Genomic DNA, 25,660 nt, shown 5'->3' on the forward strand with positions numbered 1-25,660 from the left:
GATGTTGGTGCTGTAGCCCAACGTGGCCCAAACGGCTAGAGCACATAGCGGCTGACATCGGTTGACCGCGCCAGTTCGCCCAAATGCGTTTTCACGAATGCCGCATCGACCGTTATCGCGTCGCCGCTGCGGTCGGGCGCGGTAAAGGACAGCTCCTCGAACACCCGCTCCATCACGGTATAAAGCCGCCGCGCGCCAATGTTCTCGACACTTTGGTTTACTTCGGCGGCGATGCGGGCCAAGGCGCGGATGCCGTCGGGCTCGAAGGTGACGGTGACTTCTTCGGTCGCCATCAGGGCCGTGTATTGCAGGGTCAGCGCGTTGTCGGTCTCTTCTAGGATGCGCACAAAATCGTCTTCGGTCAGGGCGCGCAGTTCCACGCGGATCGGCAGGCGCCCCTGCAATTCGGGCAACAGGTCGGACGGTTTGGCGATGTGAAAGGCACCCGACGCAATGAACAGGATGTGGTCGGTCTTGACCGGCCCGTGCTTGGTGCTGACGGTGGTGCCTTCGATCAGGGGCAGCAGGTCGCGCTGCACACCTTCGCGGCTGACGTCACCGCCGCGCGCATCCGACCGGGCACAGACCTTGTCGATTTCGTCCAGAAAGACGATCCCGTTCTCCTGCACCGACTCCAGCGCCGTCTTGGTGACCGTTTCGTCGTCCAGCAACTTGTCAGCCTCTTCGCCGATCAGCAGATCATAGCTTTGGGCGACGGTCAGGCGCTTGCGCGTGGTGCGCCCACCCATCGCCTTGCCGAACAGATCGCCAAGGTTCATCATCCCCATGTTGCTGCCGGGTTGGCCGGGAATGTCCATCATGGGAAACGGGTTTGAGGTGTCGGCCACGTCGAGCTCGATCACCGTGTCGTCCAGCTCTCCGGATTTCAGCTTCTTGCGAAACATCTCGCGGGTGCCTTCGCGTGCGTCCTTGCCTGCTATCGCCTCGATAACACGGTCTTCGGCGGCCTTATGGGCGTTTGCCTTGACGTCCTCGCGCATGTGGTCACGCGTCTGCGCGATGGCAGCGTCAACCAGATCACGGATGATCTGTTCGACATCCCGCCCGACATAGCCAACCTCGGTGAACTTGGTGGCCTCGACCTTGAGGAACGGCGCGCGCGCCAGCTTGGCCAACCGGCGGCTGATCTCGGTTTTGCCCACGCCGGTGGGGCCGATCATCAGGATGTTCTTGGGATACACCTCGTCCCGCAGATCGTCGTTCAGCTGCTTGCGCCGCCAGCGATTGCGCAGCGCCACGGCCACGGCCCGCTTGGCATCCGCCTGCCCGATGATGAAACGGTCCAGCTCTGAAACAATCTCGCGGGGGGTCAGGTCTGTCATAACGCTCTCCTATTGGACTGCATGTAACCTTTGATCACAGAAACGCAACCACGCTCACGTCCGCGTGGGGGGAGATGCAATATGCGAAACGATCTGCCATGTTCTCGTCATTACCAACCCACGGAGTATCCCCGATGAACCGCCGCAACTTTCTGACTTTCACTGCTGTCGGCCTTGCCACGCTTCCCGCGTCATCCCTGTTTGCTGGCGGTCATGGCCGCACCGGCACGTTCAAAGGCGCCAGCAACCACGTTACCACCGGTACCGCCGAGATTGCAGGGAACAAGGTCAACTTGCTGGCCGATTTCACATTCGATGGCGCCCCTGACCCCAAAGTTGCGCTGGGCAAGAACGGCTATGACAAGGACACGCTCATGGGTCTGCTGAAGTCCAACAACGGCGCATCCAGCTATGAGATCCCCGCTGGTATCGACGCCAGCCAGTATAACGAAGTCTGGATCTGGTGCGAAAAGTTCAACGTGCCGCTGGGCGTTGCCAAGCTGAACTGATCCACGCGCTGATCATCGATCTTGGGCCGCAGTCACCGCTGCGGCCCTTTTGGTTTCAGCCAAGTGCTTTGGTCAGCATTTCGTCGGTCATCATCGTATCGAACCAATGCGGATAGCGTTTGCCCGGCATGCCCGCCGCGCTGAGCGCGTCCAGCTGTTCCGCCGACAACGTCAAACCGGGTGCCGCCAGCGCCGCATCCATATGGCTGCGTTTCGAGGCCCCAAAGATCACCGTGTGATCGCGCTTCTGTGCCAGCACCCAAGCCAGTGCGACAGTCGCGGGATGTGCGTCATGGGCTTTGGCAATATTGGTCAGTGTGGAAATCGCTGTATGCGCGACGCTCTTGTCCACATCCAGAAAATCGCCACCCACGGACAGCCGCCCGTCGCCGTCATCCAGGTTGTCCGGGTCATATTTTCCGGACAAAAGACCACCCGCCAGCGGCGACCACGCCATGAGGCTGCCGCCCAGTTCGCCCAGCATCGGAAGCACATCCTGTTCGATGTCTCGCGCAACCGCATTGTACAGATACTGCCCGGCGACAAAGGGCGTCATCCGGTGGTCGCGCTGGTACTGAATAGCGCGCGCGCCCTGCCACGCAGGCCAGTTCGAGAATCCGATATACCGCACCTTGCCGTGATCCACCGCGATTTGCAGCGCGGCCAACGTTTCCTCGATCGGGGTGGAGAAATCCGTTTTGTGCAGGACCAGAAGGTCGATGTGATCCATCCCCATGCGGGTCAGACTACCGTCGATCTGCTTCTGGATATGCCCGCGGCTTAGCCCGGTATCATTGATCTGATCGCTTTGGCGGAACCCCAGCTTGGTGCACACAACGGCCTCGTTCCGCCGTTTGCCCAGCGCCTTGCCAAGGATCTCTTCGGATTCGCCGTTGGAATACCCGTCCGCCGTGTCAAAGAAGTTCACGCCATGGTCCAGCGCATGCTGCACCATATCCGTTGCCGCGTCCTGTCCGACATTGGCCACACCGGGGATCCATTCGGACCCAAGGTTGAATGTCATCGTGCCAAAGCACATGCGGCTGACGATCAGACCACTATTGCCCAGTTTGGTATATGTCATCTCGGTCATTTGCGGATCGTCTCCACGGTCAGGTTGCCATTGGTGTAGACACAGATGTCGGACGCAATCGCCATGGCATCCCGCGCCACCTGTTCGGCGTTGCGGTCGCTGTCCATCATGCCGCGCGCCGCAGCCAGGGCATAGTTCCCACCCGATCCGATGGCCGTCACGTCGTGTTCGGGTTCGAGAACGTCGCCCGCCCCGGTGATGACAAAGAGATCGTCGCCATCCGTCACGATCAGCATCGCCTCCAGCTTTTGCAGGTATTTGTCCGTCCGCCAGTCCTTGGCCAGATCGACGCTGGCGCGCGCCAGTTGTCCAGGTGTCGCCTCCAGCTTGGTCTCCAAGCGTTCCAGCAGGGTAAAGGCATCGGCGGTCGATCCGGCGAACCCGGCCACAACGTCATAGCCGCCGGGGCTGAGGCGGCGAACCTTGCGCGCCGTGCCCTTGATCACCGTCTGGCCCAGCGATACCTGACCATCTCCGGCAATGACGACTTCGCCGCCCTTTTTCACCCCGATGATTGTGGTCCCGTGCCAGCCGGGAAACTCTGATGTGCTCATGTGGGGCCTCCGTCCATTGTTCAGGGATATATGGCTTTGCCCGCCGGTCAGAGCAAGGGCCGCACCTTGCCCCCGTTTTGCACGACTTCTAATGTGCGGGCATGGCCCAACCCAAACGCGCGCGCTTTTACCTTGAGGATGATCTGCGCAAGAGTGCTGTGGCAGGGAAACACAATTTCATCGCCAGGATCACTTCTGTCCTGCATTCCGCCGGGTTTGAGGTCACGTTTCACCCCAATACCATGGCCGAACGGATCAAGGCCGCAGGGCGACGGGGCTATGCCTTGTGCCATATGACGCCCCCGCCAAACGCCAGGTCGCTGACATTCCGGCGCGTCTATCACTATCCGTTCTGGCAAATTCAGGCGTCTGACCAGCGGTGGGAATGGGACGTGGCGCGCGCAGGCTTTGACGCCGCCGCCTGTCCGCGCGCAGAGGCGGACCGGTTCTTTGGCTTCTGGCGTAAACGTATCGCCGGGCCGCTGCTGGATCATGTGGCGGATGACGATTTCATCTATGTGCCGCTTCAGGGGCGGATCACCGAACAACGCTCCTTCCAATCCTGTAGCCCTATCGAGATGATCCGTAAAACCCGCGCGGCCTTTCCTGACATGCGGGTTATCGCCACGCTGCACCCCAAGGAAACCTATACCCAAGGTGACATGGCCGAACTTGAGGCGCTGCAAGGCGGTGACCCAAGGCTCGAGGTCGAAATGGGCGGCCGCGACCGGCTTCTGCCGCGATGCAGCTTCATAGTCACGCAAACATCCAGCGTCGCCTTTGACGGCATGTTCTTTGGCAAACCGTCGGCAGTATTCGGCAAGACCGATTTTCATCACGTGATGGTGGACGGGCGCGACGCAGATGCGTTTGCTGCGGTGCGGGCGCACCGGGCGGACTATGCGGCGTATCTGTGGTGGTTCTGGCAAAACATGGCGATCAACGCAGGCCATGACAGCGCCGAGGCCAAAATCAGGGCAAAGCTTGCCGCCGCTGGATGGCCGGTGGTGTGATCGAGCGCCCACCGTTGCGGGCGCCCGATCAGTAGATCAGATGGACTCTTCGATCCAAGATTGCAGGGCCGCCTTGGGTTTGGCGCCTGCCATGTTCGACACGACCTGCCCGTCCTTGAAGATGAACAGCGCCGGGATACCGCGCACGCCCATCTGGGCCGGGGAATTCGGGTTCGAATCGACGTCGACTTTGACGATCTTCACCTTGCCTTCCATCTCGGCGGACAGCTCTTCGAGCGCTGGGCCGATCTGTTTGCAGGGGCCGCACCATTCGGCCCAAAAGTCCACGACAACGGGGACATCGGAATTTTTGACTTCGGCGTCAAAGGTTGCATCGGTTACGGCCACGGTCGCCATTTCGTCTCTCCTGACAGGATAAAGCGTAGGATCGCAACCTAGGTAGCCGCCTGCCCATCGTCAAGATATGGCGTGTGTTCGCGGGGACGTGTCACGATATCGTGCTGGAAGCGCGTGCAATTATCGTGCTGCAAGCGCCACCTAGGAAACTTGGCTGGAGGCGCTGACCAACAGGTCATAAGGCAGCAGCATCAATTCGGCCGTCCGGGTCCACAGGATACTCACTTCGATGCTGCGATTGGGATAAATCTGTCGCAGCGCCGTGTCATAGGCGGCCATCTGCGCCAACAGGCCAACCGGGCAGGTCGCAGGACTGTCCGGCACCACGCGGTTGCTCTTGAAATCAACGACATGCACGGCGCTGGGCGTGACGATCAAGCGGTCGATTGTCCCGTGCATACGCCGTGCTCCCAAATGCGCCGTGACGGACACCTCCGCCAAAGTGTCACCGGTAAACAGGTGCCGCAAATGCGGTGCGTCCAAAACGGCGCGCGCCTCTGCCTCTGCCTGATCTCTCAACACATCAGACAGTGTTGACGCGGCCAGGATGTGATCCGCTTTCTGCGGATGCTCCAACACCGCATGAACAAGGGTGCCGTAGGCCTTGGCCGTGTCCTCGTCCAGGCCATCGCCGGGCAGTGCCTTGGCCCCGCCCAGATCCGACGGGGACAGCGTCGGCTCTGGCACGGTCAGGGCGGGGGCATCGGTTTGAAACAGATCGGGCAGGGACGTATCAGGCGGCGCAGTCGTGGTATCATCGGTCCAGTCCTCAAACGCCCAGTTCCCGGCTTGATGGCGCAGACCCGCGCCCACGGGCGTGTCCAAGTCCTCGGTGCCGCAGGCCTTCATCCCCGCTTCGACCCGCTGGTACCAATCGTCGCCATTCTTGTCCAATTCACCGGAGGCAGCAACGATCAGCCACTTTTCCGCCCGTGTTAGAGCCACATATAGAAGCCGCAGAGACTCTTCGGCCTGCGCGTCCTTCATCTCCTCCAGACGCGTTTTCATTGCATCCGGCTGTTTCGCGCTCGGCACTTTCCAGACAGGTAGGCCCCCCATCTCAACCACTTCGTCCCGGTTCTGGAACGTACGTTTGCCGCACTCGGGCAGGATGACAATGGGCGCCTCAAGCCCCTTGGATCCGTGCACCGTCATCACCCTGATCTGGTTGGAGGCGCTGTCGACCTGGCGTTTGACCTCCAGATCGTCGGTTTCCATCCACGTCAGGAACCCGGTCAGACTGGGCACCGCAGATCGTTCATAGGCCAGCGCTTGCGACAGCAATGCGTTGATCCCGTCCTCGGCCTCTGTGCCCAGCCGGGCGAGCAATCGTTTGCGACCACCGTGCCGTGTCAGAACCCGTTCGATCAGGTCGTACGGCCGCAAGAAATCCACGCTGTCGCGCAGGTCGTGCAGCATAGCGACAGTGTCAGGGTACCTGTCACCCTGATCGCGCAGGGCGGGCCACAGATGTTTTTCCGTACGGCGATGTGCCAACGTAAACAGGTCCTGTTCCGTCCATCCAAACAGCGGCGACCGCAAAGCCGTAGCGAGCGATAGGCTATCATCCGGGGTGGCCAGAAAGGACAGCAGCGCACCCAGATCCTTGACCGCAATCTCGGCCCCGACCTTGAGCCTGTCGGCACCCGCAATGGGCAGATCCGCCTCCTTGCAAGCGCGGATCAGATCACCGAACACACCGCTGCGTCGCTGCACGAGGATCAGGAAATCGCGTGGCTGCACCGGGCGCGCGCCATCCTTGTCCGGGATCAGAACGCGGGTGTCGATCATGTGGCGGATCTGGTCGGCAATCGCCTTGGCCAATATCCGGAACTGATGCTCGGGGTGCCGCTTGTCGACGGGATCGAACCAATCCTGCTCGGGTTCTTGCTCCGGCTTTGGCACCACGGGCCACAGATCGACCCGCCCCGGGAGGTCCGTGTGAAAGGCGATGTGGCGGTTGTGCCCGAACCCGGCGTCAGCGGCATTTTCAAATACCGCATCAACCAACCCAAGGATCGCGGGCGACGACCGGAACGAATGGTCCAGCGTGTTGCTGTTCAGAACCTGGTTCGATTCCGCCAGTTTAGAGCCGAATTCCAGCTGCATCCGGTCGAATTCCCGTGGGTCGGCGCCTTGAAAGGAATAGATCGATTGCTTCTTGTCGCCGACCACAAAGATGGTGCGCGTCACATCCGCCCGCGCGCCGTCACCGCTGGAAAACTCCTCGGCCAGCTTGCGCACCACGTCCCATTGGGCGGGGCTGGTGTCCTGCGCCTCGTCCACCAGAATGTGATCGATGCCACCGTCCAAGCGGTAGAGCACCCAAGCCGCCACAGCGCTGTTGCCCAGCAGAAAGCGCGCCTTCTGGATCAGGTCGTCAAAGTCGAGCCATCCGCGCCGATCCTTGGCCCGTTTGTACATCGCGGCAAAGCGATGCGCGAACCGGTGCAGCGTAACTGTCCGCTCTGCCGCCTCCAGTGCCAGCCGTGCGGCGCGCGCGGCCTCGACCCGGTCGATCAGCGCTTCCATCTGGGCAAGCAGATGCGCGGCCTCTTTCTGCGTGGCCTTGGTCGGGAACCGTTTTTTGCGCGTGCCTGCCTGGGTCAGGAACGCGGCCTCGGCGATGGAAATGCTGTGCGGGTCCAGCGACACGATGGTTTGCAGCGTCGCGCCCACCGCGCTGTCGGTGACGCCCTGCGCCAGCAGGATGGGGATCAGGTCCTGCAACATTTCCCAGTCGCCCGGCGCAAACGTGTCCGCGACGATCCGGTCATGGCTTAGATCGCGGGGCTGTCCAAAGACCTCCAGCACATCGCCCAGCGACAGGTCGCGGAATGCATCGGCGCGTCCGGCGATCTCCTTGGTCAGCTTCAGGAAATCCTCGCCATTATACTGCCCCGCCAGCGCGGTCAGGATCGGCGCATCCGTGCCCTCGGCCATCTGATCGACCAATTCCGCGCGCAGCATGTCCGCCGCGCGATCCTCGATCTCGGTAAATTGGGGGCTCACCCCAGCCTCCAGCGGGAACCGCCGCAACAGCGATGCGCAGAACGAGTGGATCGTCTGAATCTTCAGACCGCCGGGGGTTTCAATCGCGCGTGCAAACAGCGTGCGCGCCTCGCGCAGGTCATCCTCGGTTGGCTTGCGGTCGAGGCCCAGTTCGGCCAGCGCATCAATCAGATCGTCATCACCCAGCATTGCCCACGCGCCCAACCGTTTGAACAGGCGGTTCTGCATCTCGGACGCGGCGGCCTTGGTGTATGTCAGGCAGAGGATGTGCTGCGGTTGCACGTTTTCCAGCAGCAGGCGCGCGACACGGTCGGTCAGCACCCGCGTCTTGCCCGACCCGGCATTGGCCGACAGCCACGTGGACGCAAGCGGTTGCGCGGCCTCGTGCTGACGGCGGGTAGCATCGTGCAGTTCGGTCATTCCAGAACCTCCGGTGCGGGCGCGGCGCTGATGTCCCATTCGCCGAACCGCGCCAACTGATCATAGTCGCGGCTGATCCGTTCCTTTTCGACCGCGCGGCGCGAGGTATAGCCCTTGTCCCCTTCCAGATAGGCGGACAGCAGGCTGACCAGTTCCGCCAAAACCTTGGCGGGCGGTTCTTCATCAAGCGGGGCGTCCTCGACCTTGGGGGTCGATCCAATGCCGATGAACTGGGCCGCCCGCACCGCCCGCACGCCCAGCGCGTCAAAGCCGCCCTGTTCGATCATCGCCGCCTCGATCAGCAGCTGCTTGTCGAAGTGTTTTTGCACGTCCTTTGATGGCAGTTGCCCGGTCTTGTAGTCATAAATGATCACATCACCCACGGGGTCCAGATCGATGCGGTCGGCGCGACCCTCCAGCGTGGTGCGCACGCTGGGCAGGTCCAGCCTTCCGATTGCCTCGTCCTCGAACAGGGTCGGGGTGGCGCGCATCTGGCGGGCCTGTTCGGTGGACACGATCCATTCGGCCGCGCGGGCGAGCCGCGCGTACATCAGCGCCCGCGCGGCGGGCCACGGCATCTCGCCCGCCAGCACCTCGTCCGCGTGGCGCATCAATGTCTCGACGGTCAGCGCGCCGGGGTTGTCCAGTGTTTGACGGACAAAGCGTTCCATGACCTCGTGGGCGAGAATACCGCGCAGCAGCGCATCCGGCGTTTGAACGAGCGGCGACAAGGCGCGCAGCCGCAGGACGTGCTTGGCATAGATCGCATAGGGATCGCGGATCAACGTCTTGATCTCGGTGACGGTAAACCGTCGCGGGCGGGCCGAGACGGGCGGGCAGGGGCTGGGCCGCTGGGCTTTGGGCGCATCCGGGCTGGCGTCAAGCTGGTCCGCCAGACGCAGCCAGTGTTCGCCGCGATTGCCAAGGTCGGACCAAAGATCCTCTCCACCCGGCAGGCCAGTCACAAGGTTCTGGATCCGGTTCATCCAGCGCGATGGCACTGTTTCGGCATCATCCGACCGGATCGACCGGGTCAGCCAGACATGGCCCGCGCCAATCGCCTGTTGAAAGTCATGGGCCGACAACCCGATACGCCGCTCCGGCAGCAACAGGCCCGCGTCCTTTCGCATCTTGCGGTTCAACCACGGGTCCGGTTGTGCCGCCTCGGGCCAGGTTCCGTCGTTCAGCCCGGCAAGGATGACCAGATCGGCACCCTGCACCCGCGCCTCGAGCGTACCCCAGATCATGATCGTTGGATGGGGGGCGTCGCGGTCGCGGACCTCTTCCTGTTGCAGGATACCATCGACGAGGGCGCTGTAATCCGCCGCCGACATCTCGCCGCCATGGGGGGCATGTTCGGCCAGTGACGCCATGGCCGCCTGCGCCTTTTGCCCCGCCTTTTTCTGCCACAGTCCGCCGGGGTCGGTGCCTGTCTGACCCGCTGCAATGGCCTCTGCCACGCGGATGTGCCGCGCGACCCAATCCTCAAGCGGCATCGGGGCCGGGTGATGCATCCCGCACAGCGCCGTGCCCAGCCACGCGGCCCAGTCTTCCATACCCTCGACGCCTTCCCTGACCGCCAGCCGGAGCAAGCCCTGGGCATCTGGATAAGGCAGCCCGTCCTTGCGAATGCGCAACTCCAACCGTTCGGTGAACCGCTGGTGCAGGTTGCGGTCGGCCCCGGTATGGGTCAGCGGGTGTTTGAGCAGGGTCAGCAACGCCTCCGCATCCAGCGGTGCATCGAACAGGCGTGCCACATGGCGCAAGAACCGGCCCGGTGGTGACAGGTGCAGGGGCGTGCCCGCGCTGTCGTCCGGCAGGATGTTCCAACGGTCCAGCGCCGCCGTCACTTGCCGTGTCAGCATCCGGTCCGGCGTGATCAGGGCGGCGCGTTCGCCGGTTTCTGCGGCGGTGCGCAACCGCAGGGCAATGGCGATGGCCTCGGCGCGCGGAGTGTCTGCCTCCACCAGAGTGACATCGCGCAGCGCGTCGTCCAGATCGGTCAGCCGCGGCCCCTCGCGCCGCCACGCATCCGTCACAGGCGCCGGTCGCAGGGCCAGCGACACCAGCCTGTTGCGCGCAGGCGACGGGGGCGTATCAGGCGACCACCGCAGAATGTCGCCTGGTGACAGATCCAGCGATTGCGCCAATTTGAGGAACCGGAATTGTGGGTGGTCCTCTCCCATGGCGTCCTTGGCCATGGTTGCCCAGACGGTGTCCATGTCGAAATCGAAACCCGGCAGGATCACGGCCCCCTGAGGCAACCTGCTGACGGCCTGCATCAGCAATTGCGTGGTGCCCCGCGATCCGGTGGAGCCGACAACAAGCACCGGATCGCTGGGTGGCGTATCGGCCCAGTGCGCGGCCAGCCGCAGCACTGTTTCTCGTTGACGTGCCTCCGGGTCGGGCGCGGTGGCGGTGTCGTCGATATAGGATTGCGCGATGCCGAAGAACCGCTGCGCCCGTTCCCAATGGCCGGATTGGTCCGACACGTCGAGCCGCGCAATCGTGTCCGCATCCACGCCTTCGCCCTGCATTTCGTCCATCAACGCGGCCAGACTGTCCGCCAGGTCAAATCCGGCGGTCACCGGGGCCAGATTGTCCTGATGCGCGATCAGGCGCTGGGTCAGGTTGACCAGCTCCAGGCGCCGCCGCAGGGGGGATGTCGCAGGCGGCAGGGCGGTGCCCGGCAGCAGCGTATCAAGGTCAGTCAACAGGCGGATCTGCGGCAGCAACCGTGGCGGGCCTGCATCGAACAGATCCCTCAGGCGCCGCGCCATGCGCCGCGTGTTCACGAACAGGGTAATCCGCGCCCACGCATCGGGCGGAGCTCCGTCCAAGCGTTGCTCTAGGCCGCGCAGAACCGCCGCCGGGAAATCCACCCCGATGGGGCAGCCAAAAAGGCGCGGGCGGCCCCGGTCTTCAAACATGGTACTGGGCCAGCATCTCCTCGGCCTCCTTGATCCCGCCGGGATGACCTACATCGCACCAGCGCCCGGCATAGCGCGCGCCATACAGACGGCCACGGTCCGCCATCATGTTCCAGACGACATTCAGGGAAAACGCCCGCTCTGCCACGTCATGCAGCAGGTCGGTCTTGAGGATCTGAACACCGCCGTAAACATACGCGCTGCCGCGATGCAGCGCGCCTTGGTCATCAATGTCGAAATCGCCGCCGCCCTGCCGCCCCAGCACATGGGTCATCGGCACGCAGGTCAGCAGGGCGTCCATGCGCGCGGGATTCCACTGCGCCAGCAGTTGCGCCACAGGATTGGGCCCGGCCCATACCGCATCCGTGTTCATCGTCAAAACCGGCCCCGCACCCAGATGCGGCAGCGCGTTGCGCAACCCGCCGCCGGTGTCGAGGATATCGGGCGCTTCGCGCAGCACGGTCACATCCGTCCCCGCCAGGTGCTGTTCCAGCTGGTCAGGCAAATAGTGTGCGTTAACCACAATCGGTTGCGCGCCGACCGCGCGGCCCAGCGCCAGCGCGTGGTCGATCAAGGGCCGCCCGGCCACCTCGATCAACGGTTTGGGGCGCGTGTCGGTCAGGGGGCGCATCCGCGAGCCAAACCCCGCCGCAAAGAGCATCAGGGCCGGGGGATCGTTGCGCATTGATCTTTGAGCCTTTGAAGGAGGGCAGGGGTGGGCACGGGCATCGCGGCCTGCACCAGCGGTGCAATATCGCTTAGCGCCGGATGGGTCAGATCAGTCTGCAAATGGTCCCAAACGCGGGGGATCAGGTCGACATAGTGCGGCTTGCCATAGAGCATCGACAACCGGGCAAAGACGCAAAGGATGCGCATATTCCGCTGCACACCGAGGAGTGCATAGGCGGCTCTGAACGCGGCGGCATCCGTGCCCGTCGCCGCGACATAACGGGCAACCATCCGCTCCGCCACCGTCGGTGGCACGTCGCGCCGGGCATCCTGCGCAATCGACACGAGGTCATAGGCCGGGTGGCCCAGCATCGCGTCCTGATAATCAAGCAACCCCACGCGCGCCACGCCCGTCCGCTCCGGCAACCAGATCAGGTTTTCGGCGTGATAGTCGCGCTGGATCAGCACAGGCTCGACCGCATCCATCGGCAACAAAACCGCGTGAAACGCCTCGGCAAATTGCGCCCTTTGGTCTGTATCGATTTCGCCGGTTGTGCCGCGCTGATACCAATCAAACGCAAGGCAGGCCAAATCCGTCATCACCCGTGCATCGTATCGGGGCAGGTCCGGCGGAGAGCTGCGATGCAGGTGCACCAGCACGTCCGTGGCCGCGTCATACAGAGGGGCTTCGCACGCCGGATCGGCGGCCATGACCCGCGCGAACAGATCGTCGCCCAGATCCTCGATCAGCAGAAAACCGTTGGTCTCGTCCTGCGCAAAGATGTCTGGCGCGGACAGACCCGCCGCGCGCAAGACGCGCGTGATGTGCACAAATGGTCGGACATCCTCGCCCTTGTCCGGCGGGGCGTCCATCAGAATGGCGGTTTGATCGCCCTTGCGCAGCCGTTCATACCGGCGGTTGGAGGCATCGCCCGCTACAAGCTTGCGCGGTGCACCCCCCCAGCCCGCAACGTCCAGAAACACGATGCTCGCCTGCGATCGATCATCCATCTGCCAGCACCCCCGTCAGTCGTGCGGACCATTTCGCGTCCGTCCAGTGCAGCGTAACGTGCCGCGCCATATCATCGACGGTAATCTGCATGTGCAGCGCATCCGCGGGCGTCACAGGCCCCAACCGGTCCGGCCATTCCACCAGACAGATCGCATCGTCGAACGCCTCGACCAGGCCCAGTTCATCGATTTCCTGATCCGATGTCACGCGATAGAGGTCGGTGTGCCACAGCGGACCCTGCGCGGTGTCGTATGTCTGGACAAGCGTGAATGTCGGAGAGGGCACGTCCTCTGGCACATCCAGAATGGACTGGATCAGGGACCGCGCGAAATGTGTCTTTCCCGCCCCCACCTGACCGTCCAGCAGCACGGTGTCGCCCGGCGCCAGCCGCGGCGCAATCCGTGCGGCACAGGCGGCGGCGGCATCGGCATCGCGCCAAGAAATGGACTGGGGGCTTTGGATCATGGGGCCAAACTATCTGCATCGCCGGGCGCTGCAAGCAGAATGACCCTAGCCCTTGGCGGCAACAGGCACTGCCTGCGGAGCAAGCGCAAACCGAATGACGGTTGCGCCAGAGGCGATGGGCGACAGCCTGACCTGACAGGCGCCGTGGGTTACGTGCTCCACATCGGCCTCCCAGGACACGCGTTCGCCAAGCCGCATGACGAAATCACGCATGTCGCCCCATGCGGGATGGGGCTTTGCGTTGGCCTGCCATTCTCTAAGGCAATCCACGATGGTCACGTCGGCAAAGCTGTTGTCGGGATCCATCTTCCACATCTCGCGATAGGCCGCGTTGCAGAATGTCAGCACCCCCGCCGAAGAGAATACCGCCAGCGCGTCCTCGAACGTGTCCATCAGCGATTGACCCAGCTCCAGCTCTGCCCGGAAGTTACGGGTCAGGGAAATCTCGGCCGTAATATCCTCGATCAAAAAGGCGACGGCCCCGTCGGGATGCGGCCGCCCGTTCACCCGGTATGTGTGACCGGTATCCAGCGTCCAGGTCTCCTGGTAACTGCCATGGCTGGCGGCGGCGATCATCTCGGTGATCTCCTGCCGCCACGAGCTGTAATTCTTGGGCTCCGGCATCACGCGGTTGTCGCGCAACCGGTCAAAGAAGGACAGCAGGTCAGGCCGCGCGCTCAGGAACTCCGCAGGCAGGGATGTCAGGTCGACCAGCGCCGGGTTGAACAGCGCCAGTTGCCCGTTGCGGTCAAAGATGGCCAAGCCGATGGACAGCTGGGCAAAGGTCTTGGCCAGTGTCTGGACGAAATTGCGCTGGGCAATCTCGGCCTGGATCACCGCGTTGATGTTGACAGCGTGATAGATGCTGTCGCTGCCCGCGCGGGTTGCGGTGACGTTGTACCATTCGGTGCTGTCGGTGCTGTCGATATGAACCGGAACGCGCACCATGTTCTTGCCGTCAAACCCGCTCTGATCCAGATCGAACAGGGGGGTCGCGTCCTCATTGTCGTTGGTCAGGTCAGCCAGTTCTGCGTAGGCCGTGTTGTGCCATTGGATGTTGCCATGCCCATCGGCCAGCCAGATGGGATAAGGCGCGTCCGTCGCCGCCAGCCGCAGCGTATCCAGCTCGGCCTCCAGCGATTTGACCATGTGGATGGTGCCAGCATCGGTGGCATCGTCCTGTTCGATGACCACGCGGGTCATCCCGTTCTCACGGGTGAGGCGCAGCAAGGCGGGGTCGTCGTCGGCCACCGAAGGCAGTGTCATCGACGTGGCATCGGGCAACGCATCGGCGTCCGGCAATCCCGGAAAGCGCGAAACAAGACCGGCGCGCAGGGCCTGCCAATCGGTTTCAGCCGCATCGCGGTTCAACAGGGCGCGTGCATGGTGCGACGCGTGTTCCAAATCCAGATCAGAAAACAGAAAATGCAGCCCGCCATTGCCCGGTGGCACCTGCGCAGCGCGCGGCGCCACCTGCCTGTTCAGGAAAATCAGCCCGACCGCAATCGAAACGGCCGCGGACCCGATGACAGTGATAATTTCAACAGCAGTCACGCACCTGCACCTTATCGCCAACCCAGATCCTATGTACCTTCACCAAGGTTAATGCGCGGTTAACCTCTATGAATTTTTTAGTAATCAGGAGGTAATGGGCTCGTTGCGTCCTTGTGGCAATGCGTTGTCGCCTGTGCGGGCGTCAATCTTGCTGCGCGGCCACTGCACCTCGACAATTGCGCCGACGTGATGGCCCTCGGGGCTGGCGCTGCTGTAGGGATCCGCACCGTTGGCAAAGGACAGCTCCGCCCCCGACCGTTCCAGCAACGTCTTGGCTATGAAGAGGCCCAGCCCCATCCCTTCGTAGCCGGGGCGCTGTTGATTGTCGGTCTGCGTCTTGCGTCGGCGGACAAAGGGATCACCGATGCGGCCCAGCAATTGCGGCGGGTACCCCCGCCCGTCATCCATGATGCGCAACGTGATGATGTCGTCATTCCAATGCGCCTCGATCCAGACGGTCGAGCGGGCAAAATCCACCGCGTTCTGCACGAGGTTCCGCAGCCCATGGATGATCTCGGGTTGGCGCAGGATGGCGGGCTGGTCAATGGCATCACCGGCGTCTGGGTCGTGCGTGTATTCCACCAATTTGCCGCGGTGTTCATGCGGCTCTGCGGCCTCCTGAACCACGGTCATCAACGGGGCCTGCCGCAGGTGCAGATCGTCTTTGCCCGCGCGACCCATATCCCGCAGGATATCACGGCAGCGGTCCGCCTGTTCACGGATCAACGCGGCATCGTCGCGCAACTCCGGCATGTCCGACAACTCTTCGATCAGTTCGGCGCTGGTCAGCTTGATCGTCGCCAGCGGCGTACCCAGTTCGTGCGCGGCAGCAGCAACAACACCGCCCAGATCGGTCAGCTTCTGTTCGCGCGACAGGGCCATTTGCGTCGCGGCCAGCGCGTCCGACATCGAATGGATCTCGGACGTGACGCGGCGCGAATAAAGGCCGATAAAGCAAATCGCGATCACTAGCGCGATCCAGTTCCCGAACACGAACAGATCCGGAATGCGCAGCAGATATCCAAGCTCTGTCCGCAATGGCAGGTGATATTCCGACAGCAAGGTCACGATCACAATGGCTGTCGCCGCCACCAGAACCGTCGAGCGCGTCGTAAGCACAGCGGCGGAAATGGTCACCGGCCCCAGCATCAACAGCGCAAACGGATTGTTCAGCCCACCGGTCAGGAACAGCAGGAATCCCAGCTGCAACAGATCGAACAGAACCATCAGCAGGTTCTCGCGTTCGGTCAGACGCTTGTTTTCCGGAAAGACGAAAATGGCGATCAGGTTGCCGATCACCGACACGCCAACCGCGAGGTAACACAGCCCAAGCTCAAGCTGGAGCCCGTACATCCGCTGCGCCACGGTCAGTGCGACAAGCTGGCCGACAATCGCCACCCAACGCAAAAGGATCATCGTCCGCAAACGGATCCAGTTGGACCGCTGTTGCCCGGTCAGAAGGCCGATATTGGGTTGCGCCATTGTGTCACTACTTCGTTTATTGCACTGGGCCAGAGGATCGTTAGCTAGTGTCCTAGCGCATCTCAACCCCGAGGACACCATGACCCGCATCATCGCACCTGTCGCCGCTCTTGTCGCTGCCCTGTTTATCGGCGGCATCTGGTGGGCCACGCAGGGCGGGCAAAGCGCAGGCATCGGCCAGTGCACCGCCACCAAGATCGCGGGCGATGGCAACGAGATCGGCGGCCCGTTCGAACTGGTCAACGCCGAGGGTCAGACCGTGACCGACAAGGACGTGATCACCGAACCGTCGCTGATCTATTTCGGCTATACGTTCTGCCCGGATGTGTGCCCGCTCGACACTGCACGCAACGCCGAAGCGGTTGATATCCTCGCCGAACGCGGCATGTCCGTGACGCCCGTTTTCATCACCGTTGACCCGGAACGCGACACGCCGGAACTGGTCGGCGACTTCGCCTTCAACCTCCATGAAAGGATGATCGGGCTGACCGGTACGCTGGAACAGACGGATGCGGCCAGCAAGGCCTACCGGACCTATTACAAGCACCATGACAAAAGCGATGAGTTCTATCTGGTGGACCACTCGACCTTCACTTACCTCGTTCTGCCGGAACAGGGATTTGTCGAATTCTTCCGCCGCGACGTCACCGCAGAGGCCATGGCAGACCGCGTTGGATGCTTTGTCGAAAACGCCTGAAAAAGCGGAATAATTTGACCACACCCCATGACCGCGCCATATTCAGCCTCAGCCAAAAAATTATGCGGGAACGGGAGAACCTGATGCCGGAAGCAGCACAGTACGAGTTGGGCGAAGACAAGTCTCTCTTGCTTGTCGATGACGATGAACCGTTTCTGCGACGCCTCGCCAAGGCCATGGAAAAACGCGGTTTCGAGATTGAGACAGCCGACAGCGTGACCGCCGGCAAGGCCATCGCCACCGCGCGCCCACCTGCCTATGCGGTGGTCGATCTGCGGCTCGAGGATGGCAATGGGCTCGACGTGGTCGAGGTGCTGCGCGAAAAACGTCCCGATGCGCGGGTGGTTGTACTGACCGGGTACGGCGCCATCGCCACCGCCGTCGCTGCCGTCAAGATCGGGGCCACAGACTATCTGTCGAAACCTGCTGATGCGACCGACATTACCAATGCGCTTCTGGCGCGTGGCGACGATTTGCCACCGCCTCCCGAAAACCCGATGAGCGCGGACCGGGTGCGGTGGGAACACATCCAGCGTGTTTATGAACTATGCGATCGGAACGTGTCTGAAACGGCGCGGCGTCTGAACATGCACCGCCGCACGCTGCAACGTATTCTGGCCAAGCGTTCGCCGCGCTGACGCGTCACAGATCGTAGCGTTTGAGGATCTTGTCGACGGTCTGACCGTCGGCCAGTTCGTACCCTTCGATCCGCCCGTAGTCCTGAAATCCGCGCGACTGATAATAGATCAGACCGCCCTCGTTATCGGCACGGATATTGGCGTTGATCCAGCCATAGCCAAGATCCCTGGCCGCCTGGCGCGTGGCGTCAAAGAGTTTTGACCCGATCCCCAGCCCGGTTTGACCCAGCTGAACAAAGGTCGCGATTTCCGCCGCCGCCTCTGGCAGGTAATCGCCACCCTGTGCAATCCACTGGAACCCGACCACCTGTTCTGCGTCGTTCACCGCGACGTGCCACGCGGTCCTTGTGTATTTCTCCGCCATCCAGTCGGCCATGTCCTTGCCCGTGACGGGGGTGGTCAGCGCAGTTGTCCCACCTTGTGCAATAATCTCGTTCAAAAGGGAGGCCATCGATGCGGCATCAAGCGCAATGGCGGGGCGGACGGTGATCATGGGCATTGCTCCAGCAATTCGGCATGGCGCGCGGTAAAGGCGAGGCGCGTCTCCAGCGGTGGGCGCAGCACGATTTCAAGGTCGGTGATCAGCGTCGGATCAGGCTTGCCAAAGAACTTGTCGGCCTCGGCGCGGGTAAACCCCGCGATCTGCGTGGCCTCCATCCAGGCGCTGATCTTGTCGGCCTTCTTGATCTGTCGCTTGATCGTAGCGGGCACTTTGGCGGGCAGGCCAAACCGGATGTGCACCGCGGCCTCCAGCCGTTCGTCCAGCGCGCCATAGCCCGGCCCGACCGCCGCCTTTACAGGTGAAATCATGTCGCCGATCACGTATTCGGGTGCGTCATGCAGCAACGCGGCCAACCGCCACTTGGCCGGGGCCTTGGGCGCGATCCGCCCGAACAGCGTCTCGACCAATAAAGAATGTTCTGCCACCGAATAGGCAAAATCGCCCCGCGTCTGCCCGTTCCACCGCGCGACAAAGGCCAGACCGTGGGCGATATCCTCGATCTCGATATCCATCGGCGTCGGGTCCAGCAGGTCCAGCCTGCGACCGGACAGCATACGCTGCCATGCGCGCGGTTGTTTGGCCATTTCGGAATGCCTCGTATCTTTGGCGGGAACCATTTGCGGTCAATCGCGTTTTTTCCACGAAGGAGATCGTTATGAAACCCGCAATTTTGTTCGCCGCCGCAATCGCCATGTCCGCTACGTCCGCTGCTGCGCAGGATGTCTGCATGTCCGCGCCAGAGCTGGAGGCCAGCCTCAAGGACTGGTACGGTGAACAGCCCGTGGATGGATCGCAGACCGACACCACAACCATCTGGGCCTCTGAACAAACCGGTACGTGGACACTGGTCCAGTATCTCGCTGACGGGCAAAGCTGTGTCTTGGCGCAGGGCTACGATTGGGGCGCTGAGGTCAGCGAAGACCTTGTTGTGGCCGCGTTGACGGAACAACCCTAAGTTCGTCGCATCGCCGCATTGAGCCTTTGCCCAGAAACTGGTAGCGCATCCCCAACTTGAAAAGGATGACGCACATGGCGAATGATTACATCGTTAAAGACATCGCGCTGGCTGAATATGGCCGCAAGGAACTGGACATCGCCGAGACAGAGATGCCGGGGCTGATGGCCTGCCGCGAGGAATACGGTCAAAGCAAACCGCTTAGCGGTGCGCGGATCGTCGGGTCGCTGCACATGACCATTCAGACGGCCGTTCTGATCGAAACGCTGGTGGCGCTGGGCGCGGATGTGCGCTGGGCGTCCTGCAACATCTTCTCGACCCAGGATCACGCGGCGGCGGCGATTGCCGCAGGCGGCACACCCGTCTTTGCGATCAAGGGTCAAAGCCTTGAAGAACATTGGGATTATCTGGACAAGTCCTTCGACTTCGAAGACGGCCCCAACATGATCCTCGACGATGGTGGCGACGCAACGCTCTATGTTCTGCTGGGTGCACGTGCCGAGGCGGGCGAAGAAATCATCCCCGTTCCGACGTCCGAGGAAGAGGCCGTGATCAAGGCACAGATCGCCAAGCGCATGGCGCAAAGCCCCGGCTGGTTTACCAAGGTCCGCGACCAGATCAAGGGCGTGTCCGAAGAAACCACAACCGGTGTGCACCGCCTCTATGATCTGGTGAAACAGGGCCAGCTGCCCTTCCCCGCAATCAATGTGAATGATTCTGTCACCAAGTCGAAATTCGACAACAAATACGGCTGCAAGGAATCGCTGGTAGACGGCATCCGCCGTGCCACCGACACCATGATGGCCGGCAAGGTTGCCGTCGTGATGGGTTACGGCGACGTCGGCAAAGGTTCCGCGGCATCCCTGCGCGGCGCTGGCGCACGCGTCAAGGTGACCGAGGTCGATCCGATCTGCGCGCTCCAAGCGGCGATGGACGGGTTCGAGGTTGTCGTTCTTGAGGACGTGGTGAGCGACGCCGACATCTTTATCACGACAACGGGCAACAAGGACGTGATCCGCATCGAGCACATGCGCGAGATGAAGGACATGGCCATCGTCGGCAACATCGGCCACTTCGACAACGAGATCCAGGTTGCCGCGCTTAAGAACCACAAGTGGACCAGCATCAAGGAACAGGTGGACATGATCGAGATGCCGAATGGCAATCGTCTGATCCTGCTGTCCGAAGGGCGCCTGCTGAACCTCGGTAACGCCACGGGTCACCCGTCCTTCGTGATGTCCGCGTCCTTCACCAACCAGGTGCTGGCCCAGATCGAGTTGTGGACCAAGGGCGACGAGTACAAGAATGACGTGTACATCCTGCCCAAGCATCTGGATGAAAAGGTCGCGCGCCTGCATCTGGACCGCATCGGCGTCAAGCTGACCAAGCTGGACAGCGAACAGGCGGCCTATATCGGCGTCACACCCGAGGGCCCGTTCAAACCGGAACACTACCGCTACTGACAGCGCGGGCGGGGATGACGCCGCCCAACCCACGCACATGAAAAAGCCCCGGTCGCATCTCTGCGCCGGGGCTTTTTACATCAGGTGATCCGATGGATCAGTTGTTGCTGATCGCGTTGCCCACACCAACCACGGATCCGATCAGGCCAAAGATGGTCCGCACATTGCCAACCGGGCTTTCGGTGGCCATTACGAGGTCCTTGGGATTGATCCGGAACTTGCGCGCGGCAAAGATGTCTTCGGCCGATGTCAGGTCGATAGTGAACACCACCTGCGTCCGCAGCGGGCCAGACCCATCGCTGCGCAGGTCCTTGCGCGAATATTCCCGCAGGATAAGGATGCCCTCGGGGTTCGCGCGGGTGTCATTGATACCGCCCAGCAGCGCAAGCGCCTCGATGGCGTTGATATGTTCTTGGGTAAACGGCACGATGGTTTCGGACCCGGTCGCGCCCAGCGCCACGAAATACCGTTCGTCTTCTTCCACAACGATCTTGTCACCGCCGCGCAAGACCACGTTCGCCGACGCACGTTCATAAAGTGTGTCGGCGCGGATCTCAAAGCTTTGACCACTGCGCTGCAAACGCACCAGCGGGTTTTCCAGTTGCGGAGAAATCCCGCCCGCATTCGAAATCAGGCTCAGCAGGCTAAAGTTGCGGTTGGGCAGCGGATAGGTGCCTGGTGAATTGAACCCGCTCACCGCATCGACCGAGTTGTCGGGGCCGGACGTCAGCTGCAACTGCACCTGTGCGTCGGGAACAACCTGCTCCAGTCGCCGTTCAATTTCGCCACGGGCGCGGTCGGGGGACATGCCGGTCACGCGCACTTCGTCAATGTAAGGCACAAAAATCGTGCCGGATGGCGAAACGACCAGGCCGCGCATCTCGACATTCTTTTGCGTCAGCCCGGTCAAAAGGGAGTTTTCCTGGTTATCCCAAATGACCAGATCGATCATGTCGCCGATACGGATCAGGTTGGACTTCGGGCCCGTTGTCCCGCTGAACCAATGGTAATGTCCGGCCCAGCCGGTGGCAGGCCACCGATGGACCTGCGCAATCGTGTTCTGCGTGATCGGAACGACAGAGAATGGCGCGTCTTCGTCATCCGCGCTCCGGATGACTTCGCCCTCAATGGCAGCACCACGCGGAAGGCTGCAAGCTGCGACGGCGAACATGGCCAGAAACGCGATGAAAATGCGAACGGTTTTATGCACGATATGTCCCTCTGGCCGCCCAGCGACCCTTTTTCCGAAGGTGTAGCCGGAAAACCCGGTCGTTCAAAAACAAATACACAGACAACGCCCATGATCACCAAAAGCGTTGCTCATACACAATATGTCGGAGGGTTTAGTCTCCTTTGGGCGGAGGATTGCCCAGATCTTCTGCTTCCACAACCTCTGAATCGTCGACAACAGTCACTGCGTTCCCTGCATCCTGTGCCAAAGACGTCGTAAGCAGTGGCAGCATTTCGGTCCCGCCCGGCATAGCGATTTCATTCGCGGGCGGACGTTTCCACTCCAACGTGTCGAACGCCCCGCAATTTGAGCAGGTCGGCCCCCACTCGCCGTGGATGTTCTGGCAATTGTCGCACACCCACTGCGGACCACGCGGCGCAGAGAGCGCACGCGCCAGCCAGCCCTGGATGACCGCGTCGGATGCGCCCTGCCCTTTTTCGATGGCCGCCATCAGCGTCACCGACCGGGTTGTCGGATCGGTCTCGACCAGATCGCCCAAGGCCCGCCGCGCAGCCGGGAAATCTTCGGCAGCGATGTTCAGTTCCGCCAACAGCATCTTGGTCTCGGGATCGTCCTGATGGCTGCGCGTCAGCTGGGCAAACCGCTTCAACCGTTCACTTGCCGTCTCGTCGGGTTCAATCGCGGCAAAGGCCGCGGCTAGATCAGGGTGTGGTCGCGCCTCCCACGCTTTCTTGAGAACACGCGTCGCGTATTTCTTCTGACCTTGCTCGATATAGCTGTTGGCGGCCATGACCGCCGCAGGGATCAGATCGGGTGACAGGCGGTTCGCTTCGATCGCCGTCTCGCGCGCCTCGATGGTCTCGTCTTCTGCCATCACCTGTTTGGCCTCGCTCAGCGCCAACACCGCATCTCGGCGGCGATGCACATCACGCGGCAGCGCCCCGTGTTTCAGCTTGGCCGAAAGGGTTTGCCGGGCTCCGGCCCAATCTTCCTTGTCGGCTTGCAGCTTCAGCAGAACATCCTGTGTCTCTTCGTGCTTGGGCTTCAGCGCAAATGCCTTTTCCGCCAGCTTGAGCGCCGTGTCCGTGTCGCCATCGGCCAACTTTTGCTTCATGATCCCGCGCACGCCGACGAAACGGGTGGCATCGTTCTCCACCAACTTGCGATATGTTTCCTCGGCCTTCCGGCGATCCCCCGCCAGCTCCGCAGCCTGCGCCGTGAGTAGGTTGGTCAGTTCGGGGCGATTGAGATATTTGTCGGCTTTCTCCGCCTTGGCCAAGGCAACGCGCCCCTCGCCTGAGGCCAGCGCCATCATCCCTTCGGCCAGTGCGTCAAACCCTTTCCGCGCGCGATTGCGATCAAAGTAGCGCGACAGCGCGGTTTCGTCCCCGTTCAGAAATTTCCATACGGCGACCAGCAAGCCTAGCAGCTTGAGACCGATCCAAATCACCAGAACCAACACGATCAGTGCGACAACCGATTCAAACGGCCCAAAGTTGTATTCGTCGCCCGCAACGACCACCTGCACGCCGCCATCGGCCTCCAGCAGATACCCGGCCCCAAGGGCCAGCGCGGCGACGGCCACAACGAAGACGATAATTTTTACCAATGACCAGATCATGAAAAGGCCCCTTCTTAGAGTGCCGACAGGCGTTCAGCCAACGCATTCGCCGCTGTCGCAGCATCGTGACGCGATTGCGCCTGGTTCAACCACGGGCCAAGGGCCGCGCGGGCGGGTTCGGGCAGTGCTTCTGCCTCGGTCAGTGCATCAGCCAGACGGTTTTCGCGCACCGCCGCTTCAATCCGCGACAGGACGGCGTCGGGGTCCGACCCCTCGCGCGGCTCGACCGAACGCACACCCAGTTGACGTTGCAGGAACCCGCCAAGGCCCCCGCCCCCGGTATCCGCAGACCGCGCCGCCGACAGCGCCGCGCGTGCGGCATCCGGCACCTCAGCCTGCAAGGTGGCCAGCGGCGTCACACCGGTATCCGCCACCGATTGCAGCGCCTCGGGCACATCTGTCTGACCGGCCTCCGCCAGATCGGCCAGCGCGTCTGCAAATGGAGCGCCAGAATCAATCGCGGCAACCACGCGGGCCGCTGCCGCACGGGCAAGGGTGGCATTCGCCGCCGCTTGCGCATCCGTCCGGGCGGCTTCCAGGTTGCCCAAAAGCGTATCGATCTCTGCCTGTTGCGCCTCTGCTGTTGCGCGCAAATCGGCAAGCGCCGCGTCAATCGCTTCGGTTGGAACGGTCACCTCGGTAGTCGGTGCCGCCACCGGCCGGTTCTCCAGCGCAACGATCCGCTCTGCCAGCGCATCAACCTGCGCCGACATATCGGCCAGGGACGTCTGCACCGCACTCAGATCCGACTGGAGCGGCGACAGATCAACCTCTGCCGCGGCGGCTGGCGCGGTTGGTTCGGGCAAGTTTTCCACCGCCTCTTCGAGCGCCGCCAGACGGACAGTCGCAAGGTCGAGATCCTCGGCCAGTCGCGTATCGTCGGCAGTGCTGCGCATGCTGGGCGGAAGGATCGGATCCAGAACTTCGGCACGTGCGGCAATAAAGCCAGCCATCGCGGCGATAATCCCGGCAAAGATCAGCGGCATGGTGCTGGGACGCTGCGGCTCTGGCTGGACAGGTGTCGGTGCCGGGGTCGCCGATTTCTCTGGCTCTGGCTCTGGCTCTGGCTCTGGCTCTGGCTCTGGCTCTGGCTCAGGCTCGGCATCCGTTGCCGCCGCGGCCGCGTCCTCGGGCTGCTCCATCAGATCAACGGCCGCCGGTTCGGCCGGCAGGCTGTCCGCACCGGACGTGTCTTCCGCCTCGGGCGTGACCGCATCTGCGTCGGAATTTTCGGTATTGGCTGCGGCGTCCTTTGCCTCGTCTACCGCGTCGGTCACATCCTTGGCTGTGCCCTCGATCACGGCATCCTTCGACGCCTCGGTCTTGTCCTGGGGCACCTCATCCGGGCTTTTGCGTTTGGCCAAGGTCTCCCCCTCCCGATTCTTCTGGCGGTTGATCCACCGCGTTGAACACTACCCCGCGCCTGTCCGCCTCTCAACCCGATCTGGGCGAATTGCCGCCGTCACAGCAGGCCGCGTATGGCGTCGCACAATGCGGAGGCGTTTGGCGCAGATGCGATCCTCAAGCCCCCCAGCGCGATGGGTGCCGCTGCCTCCGCCACCGTCGGGCTGAGCGCAGCCACACAGATGGATGTGGCGCGCGGCGCCGTCTTGGCAAACTGGATTGCAGTCCGAGGCGAAAAAAGGGGAACAATCACACGACTTTCCCGCGTGATCGCCTCGCATGCGGCGGGCTTCAGCGGGCGCAGCACCTGATCATAGACGACGATGTGGTCCACCGTCAGTCCCGCGCGCCCGAGGCGGACTGCAACATCCCCCCGCGTGTGCGCACCTGACACATGTACCAGCCGCGCAGCGGGCGGATGCGAAATCAGACCGGCAACCAGACTGTTCGCGTCATGGCCCACCTGCTGCGCCTGCCATCCCCTCGCCTCTGCCGCGCGTGTGGTCGCAGGACCAACGCAATAGGCGACACGCCCCGCACCGTCCGGTCCGGCGGCCACTGCGGATTGCGACGTGAAAATCGCGGCATCCTTAGACCCGATGGGAACGGCCACGTCACGCGGCACGATATCGACCAGCGGGCTGAATACTGGCAACAGGCGCGCCTGCATCTCGGCAGGCAGCCCGTCATAGAACGTCCGCGCCCGCGTCAGCGGCCGCGTCAGGATCAAGGGGATCTGTGGGTTGGGTGCATTGTTTGCCACGGGCGAAACTGT

At 62.4% G+C, this 25,660-nt stretch carries 23 protein-coding genes; 6 read left to right on the forward strand and 17 right to left on the reverse strand.

Going from position 1 to position 25,660, the window contains the following annotated elements; genetic code table 11:
* Positions 1-35 precede the first annotated feature (35 nt).
* A complete protein-coding gene (gene hslU, locus Q0949_RS12285; protein ID WP_299372423.1) occupies positions 36-1,343 on the reverse strand; it encodes an ATP-dependent protease ATPase subunit HslU in 1,308 nt (435 codons plus the stop codon).
* Between the two features lie 134 nt (positions 1,344-1,477).
* On the opposite strand from hslU, the gene Q0949_RS12290 reads away from it, so the two are divergent.
* The gene (locus tag Q0949_RS12290) at positions 1,478-1,852 is read left to right on the forward strand and encodes a DM13 domain-containing protein (RefSeq protein ID WP_299372426.1); all 375 of its coding nucleotides are present in this window, start codon (positions 1,478-1,480) and stop codon (positions 1,850-1,852) included.
* 55 nt (positions 1,853-1,907) lie between these two features.
* Here Q0949_RS12290 and Q0949_RS12295 read toward each other — a convergent pair whose 3' ends face one another.
* Entirely contained in the window at positions 1,908-2,945 is a 1,038-nt protein-coding gene (locus tag Q0949_RS12295) for an aldo/keto reductase (RefSeq protein ID WP_299372428.1), read from the reverse strand.
* Complete coding sequence (gene hslV, locus Q0949_RS12300) at positions 2,942-3,499, reverse strand: ATP-dependent protease subunit HslV (RefSeq protein ID WP_299372431.1); 558 nt, start codon at positions 3,497-3,499, stop codon at positions 2,942-2,944. The genes Q0949_RS12295 and hslV overlap by 4 nt, the downstream gene beginning before the upstream one ends.
* A gap of 101 nt (positions 3,500-3,600) precedes the next feature.
* On the opposite strand from hslV, the gene Q0949_RS12305 reads away from it, so the two are divergent.
* On the forward strand, positions 3,601-4,512 hold the full coding sequence (locus Q0949_RS12305; protein WP_299372434.1) for a hypothetical protein: 912 nt from the start codon (positions 3,601-3,603) through the stop codon (positions 4,510-4,512).
* A gap of 36 nt (positions 4,513-4,548) precedes the next feature.
* On the opposite strand, the gene trxA is transcribed toward Q0949_RS12305, so the two are convergent.
* The 8 genes from trxA to regB all read right to left on the reverse strand — a co-directional run bounded on the left by trxA (position 4,549) and on the right by regB (position 16,413).
* Positions 4,549-4,869, reverse strand: coding sequence for a thioredoxin (trxA, locus tag Q0949_RS12310; RefSeq protein WP_299372437.1), 321 nt, complete (start codon positions 4,867-4,869; stop codon positions 4,549-4,551).
* A gap of 141 nt (positions 4,870-5,010) precedes the next feature.
* Positions 5,011-8,301, reverse strand: a complete 3,291-nt coding sequence (gene addA, locus Q0949_RS12315; RefSeq protein WP_299372440.1) for a double-strand break repair helicase AddA — start codon at positions 8,299-8,301, stop codon at positions 5,011-5,013.
* Positions 8,298-11,231 (reverse strand): double-strand break repair protein AddB, encoded by a 2,934-nt coding sequence (addB, locus tag Q0949_RS12320; protein WP_299372443.1) that lies wholly within the window; start codon positions 11,229-11,231, stop codon positions 8,298-8,300. Before addB ends, addA begins: the two co-directional genes overlap by 4 nt.
* Positions 11,224-11,916 carry a nucleotidyltransferase family protein gene (locus tag Q0949_RS12325; protein ID WP_299372446.1) on the reverse strand — a complete coding sequence of 231 codons (693 nt, stop codon included), beginning with the start codon at positions 11,914-11,916 and terminating at the stop codon, positions 11,224-11,226. Before Q0949_RS12325 ends, addB begins: the two co-directional genes overlap by 8 nt.
* Positions 11,892-12,911 (reverse strand): phosphotransferase, encoded by a 1,020-nt coding sequence (locus tag Q0949_RS12330; RefSeq protein ID WP_299372449.1) that lies wholly within the window; start codon positions 12,909-12,911, stop codon positions 11,892-11,894. The genes Q0949_RS12325 and Q0949_RS12330 overlap by 25 nt, the downstream gene beginning before the upstream one ends.
* Positions 12,904-13,377, reverse strand: a complete 474-nt coding sequence (tsaE, locus tag Q0949_RS12335; protein ID WP_299372452.1) for a tRNA (adenosine(37)-N6)-threonylcarbamoyltransferase complex ATPase subunit type 1 TsaE — start codon at positions 13,375-13,377, stop codon at positions 12,904-12,906. The genes Q0949_RS12330 and tsaE overlap by 8 nt, the downstream gene beginning before the upstream one ends.
* 45 nt (positions 13,378-13,422) lie before the next feature.
* Positions 13,423-14,931 carry a PAS-domain containing protein gene (locus tag Q0949_RS12340; RefSeq protein WP_299372455.1) on the reverse strand — a complete coding sequence of 503 codons (1,509 nt, stop codon included), beginning with the start codon at positions 14,929-14,931 and terminating at the stop codon, positions 13,423-13,425.
* An 84-nt stretch (positions 14,932-15,015) separates the two neighbouring features.
* The gene (gene regB, locus Q0949_RS12345) at positions 15,016-16,413 is read right to left on the reverse strand and encodes a sensor histidine kinase RegB (RefSeq protein WP_299372458.1); all 1,398 of its coding nucleotides are present in this window, start codon (positions 16,411-16,413) and stop codon (positions 15,016-15,018) included.
* Between the two features lie 79 nt (positions 16,414-16,492).
* On the opposite strand from regB, the gene Q0949_RS12350 reads away from it, so the two are divergent.
* The gene (locus Q0949_RS12350) at positions 16,493-17,110 is read left to right on the forward strand and encodes an SCO family protein (RefSeq protein WP_299372461.1); all 618 of its coding nucleotides are present in this window, start codon (positions 16,493-16,495) and stop codon (positions 17,108-17,110) included.
* Between the two features lie 83 nt (positions 17,111-17,193).
* Positions 17,194-17,748 (forward strand): ActR/PrrA/RegA family redox response regulator transcription factor, encoded by a 555-nt coding sequence (locus Q0949_RS12355; protein ID WP_299372464.1) that lies wholly within the window; start codon positions 17,194-17,196, stop codon positions 17,746-17,748.
* A gap of 4 nt (positions 17,749-17,752) precedes the next feature.
* On the opposite strand, the gene Q0949_RS12360 is transcribed toward Q0949_RS12355, so the two are convergent.
* Together Q0949_RS12360 and Q0949_RS12365 are read right to left on the reverse strand one after the other, a co-directional pair.
* Entirely contained in the window at positions 17,753-18,241 is a 489-nt protein-coding gene (locus Q0949_RS12360; protein WP_299372467.1) for a GNAT family N-acetyltransferase, read from the reverse strand.
* Positions 18,238-18,834 (reverse strand): HD family hydrolase, encoded by a 597-nt coding sequence (locus tag Q0949_RS12365; protein WP_299372470.1) that lies wholly within the window; start codon positions 18,832-18,834, stop codon positions 18,238-18,240. Before Q0949_RS12365 ends, Q0949_RS12360 begins: the two co-directional genes overlap by 4 nt.
* Before the next feature lie 71 nt (positions 18,835-18,905).
* Between Q0949_RS12365 and Q0949_RS12370 the strand changes: the two genes are divergently transcribed.
* Both Q0949_RS12370 and ahcY read left to right on the forward strand, forming a co-directional pair.
* Entirely contained in the window at positions 18,906-19,205 is a 300-nt protein-coding gene (locus tag Q0949_RS12370; RefSeq protein WP_299372473.1) for an S-adenosyl-L-homocysteine hydrolase, read from the forward strand.
* A gap of 74 nt (positions 19,206-19,279) precedes the next feature.
* Positions 19,280-20,668 carry an adenosylhomocysteinase gene (ahcY, locus tag Q0949_RS12375; protein WP_299372476.1) on the forward strand — a complete coding sequence of 463 codons (1,389 nt, stop codon included), beginning with the start codon at positions 19,280-19,282 and terminating at the stop codon, positions 20,666-20,668.
* A 97-nt stretch (positions 20,669-20,765) separates the two neighbouring features.
* Here the strand turns inward: ahcY and Q0949_RS12380 are convergent, their stop codons facing one another.
* The 4 genes from Q0949_RS12380 to Q0949_RS12395 all read right to left on the reverse strand — a co-directional run bounded on the left by Q0949_RS12380 (position 20,766) and on the right by Q0949_RS12395 (position 25,648).
* Complete coding sequence (locus tag Q0949_RS12380; protein ID WP_299372479.1) at positions 20,766-21,878, reverse strand: polysaccharide biosynthesis/export family protein; 1,113 nt, start codon at positions 21,876-21,878, stop codon at positions 20,766-20,768.
* A gap of 133 nt (positions 21,879-22,011) precedes the next feature.
* Entirely contained in the window at positions 22,012-23,481 is a 1,470-nt protein-coding gene (locus tag Q0949_RS12385) for a heme biosynthesis HemY N-terminal domain-containing protein (RefSeq protein WP_299372482.1), read from the reverse strand.
* A 14-nt stretch (positions 23,482-23,495) separates the two neighbouring features.
* Positions 23,496-24,845 (reverse strand): hypothetical protein, encoded by a 1,350-nt coding sequence (locus tag Q0949_RS12390; protein WP_299372485.1) that lies wholly within the window; start codon positions 24,843-24,845, stop codon positions 23,496-23,498.
* 98 nt (positions 24,846-24,943) lie between these two features.
* The gene (locus tag Q0949_RS12395) at positions 24,944-25,648 is read right to left on the reverse strand and encodes a uroporphyrinogen-III synthase (protein ID WP_299372487.1); all 705 of its coding nucleotides are present in this window, start codon (positions 25,646-25,648) and stop codon (positions 24,944-24,946) included.
* Positions 25,649-25,660: the final 12 nt, after the last annotated feature.

The organism is uncultured Tateyamaria sp., from assembly GCF_947487805.1.
GTDB lineage: Bacteria > Pseudomonadota > Alphaproteobacteria > Rhodobacterales > Rhodobacteraceae > Tateyamaria.

Coding starts and splice junctions, on each gene's coding strand:
- trxA (WP_299372437.1), bottom strand. CDS start 4,869: ATGGCGACCGTGGCCGTAACCGATGCAACCTTTGACGCCGAAGTCAAA.
- ahcY (WP_299372476.1), top strand. CDS start 19,280: ATGGCGAATGATTACATCGTTAAAGACATCGCGCTGGCTGAATATGGC.
- Q0949_RS12370 (WP_299372473.1), top strand. CDS start 18,906: ATGAAACCCGCAATTTTGTTCGCCGCCGCAATCGCCATGTCCGCTACG.
- tsaE (WP_299372452.1), bottom strand. CDS start 13,377: ATGATCCAAAGCCCCCAGTCCATTTCTTGGCGCGATGCCGATGCCGCC.
- Q0949_RS12360 (WP_299372467.1), bottom strand. CDS start 18,241: ATGATCACCGTCCGCCCCGCCATTGCGCTTGATGCCGCATCGATGGCC.
- hslV (WP_299372431.1), bottom strand. CDS start 3,499: ATGAGCACATCAGAGTTTCCCGGCTGGCACGGGACCACAATCATCGGG.
- Q0949_RS12305 (WP_299372434.1), top strand. CDS start 3,601: ATGGCCCAACCCAAACGCGCGCGCTTTTACCTTGAGGATGATCTGCGC.
- Q0949_RS12330 (WP_299372449.1), bottom strand. CDS start 12,911: ATGGATGATCGATCGCAGGCGAGCATCGTGTTTCTGGACGTTGCGGGC.
- Q0949_RS12355 (WP_299372464.1), top strand. CDS start 17,194: ATGCCGGAAGCAGCACAGTACGAGTTGGGCGAAGACAAGTCTCTCTTG.
- Q0949_RS12325 (WP_299372446.1), bottom strand. CDS start 11,916: ATGCGCAACGATCCCCCGGCCCTGATGCTCTTTGCGGCGGGGTTTGGC.
- hslU (WP_299372423.1), bottom strand. CDS start 1,343: ATGACAGACCTGACCCCCCGCGAGATTGTTTCAGAGCTGGACCGTTTC.
- Q0949_RS12290 (WP_299372426.1), top strand. CDS start 1,478: ATGAACCGCCGCAACTTTCTGACTTTCACTGCTGTCGGCCTTGCCACG.
- Q0949_RS12385 (WP_299372482.1), bottom strand. CDS start 23,481: ATGATCTGGTCATTGGTAAAAATTATCGTCTTCGTTGTGGCCGTCGCC.
- addB (WP_299372443.1), bottom strand. CDS start 11,231: ATGTTTGAAGACCGGGGCCGCCCGCGCCTTTTTGGCTGCCCCATCGGG.
- regB (WP_299372458.1), bottom strand. CDS start 16,413: ATGGCGCAACCCAATATCGGCCTTCTGACCGGGCAACAGCGGTCCAAC.
- addA (WP_299372440.1), bottom strand. CDS start 8,301: ATGACCGAACTGCACGATGCTACCCGCCGTCAGCACGAGGCCGCGCAA.
- Q0949_RS12295 (WP_299372428.1), bottom strand. CDS start 2,945: ATGACCGAGATGACATATACCAAACTGGGCAATAGTGGTCTGATCGTC.
- Q0949_RS12350 (WP_299372461.1), top strand. CDS start 16,493: ATGACCCGCATCATCGCACCTGTCGCCGCTCTTGTCGCTGCCCTGTTT.
- Q0949_RS12365 (WP_299372470.1), bottom strand. CDS start 18,834: ATGGCCAAACAACCGCGCGCATGGCAGCGTATGCTGTCCGGTCGCAGG.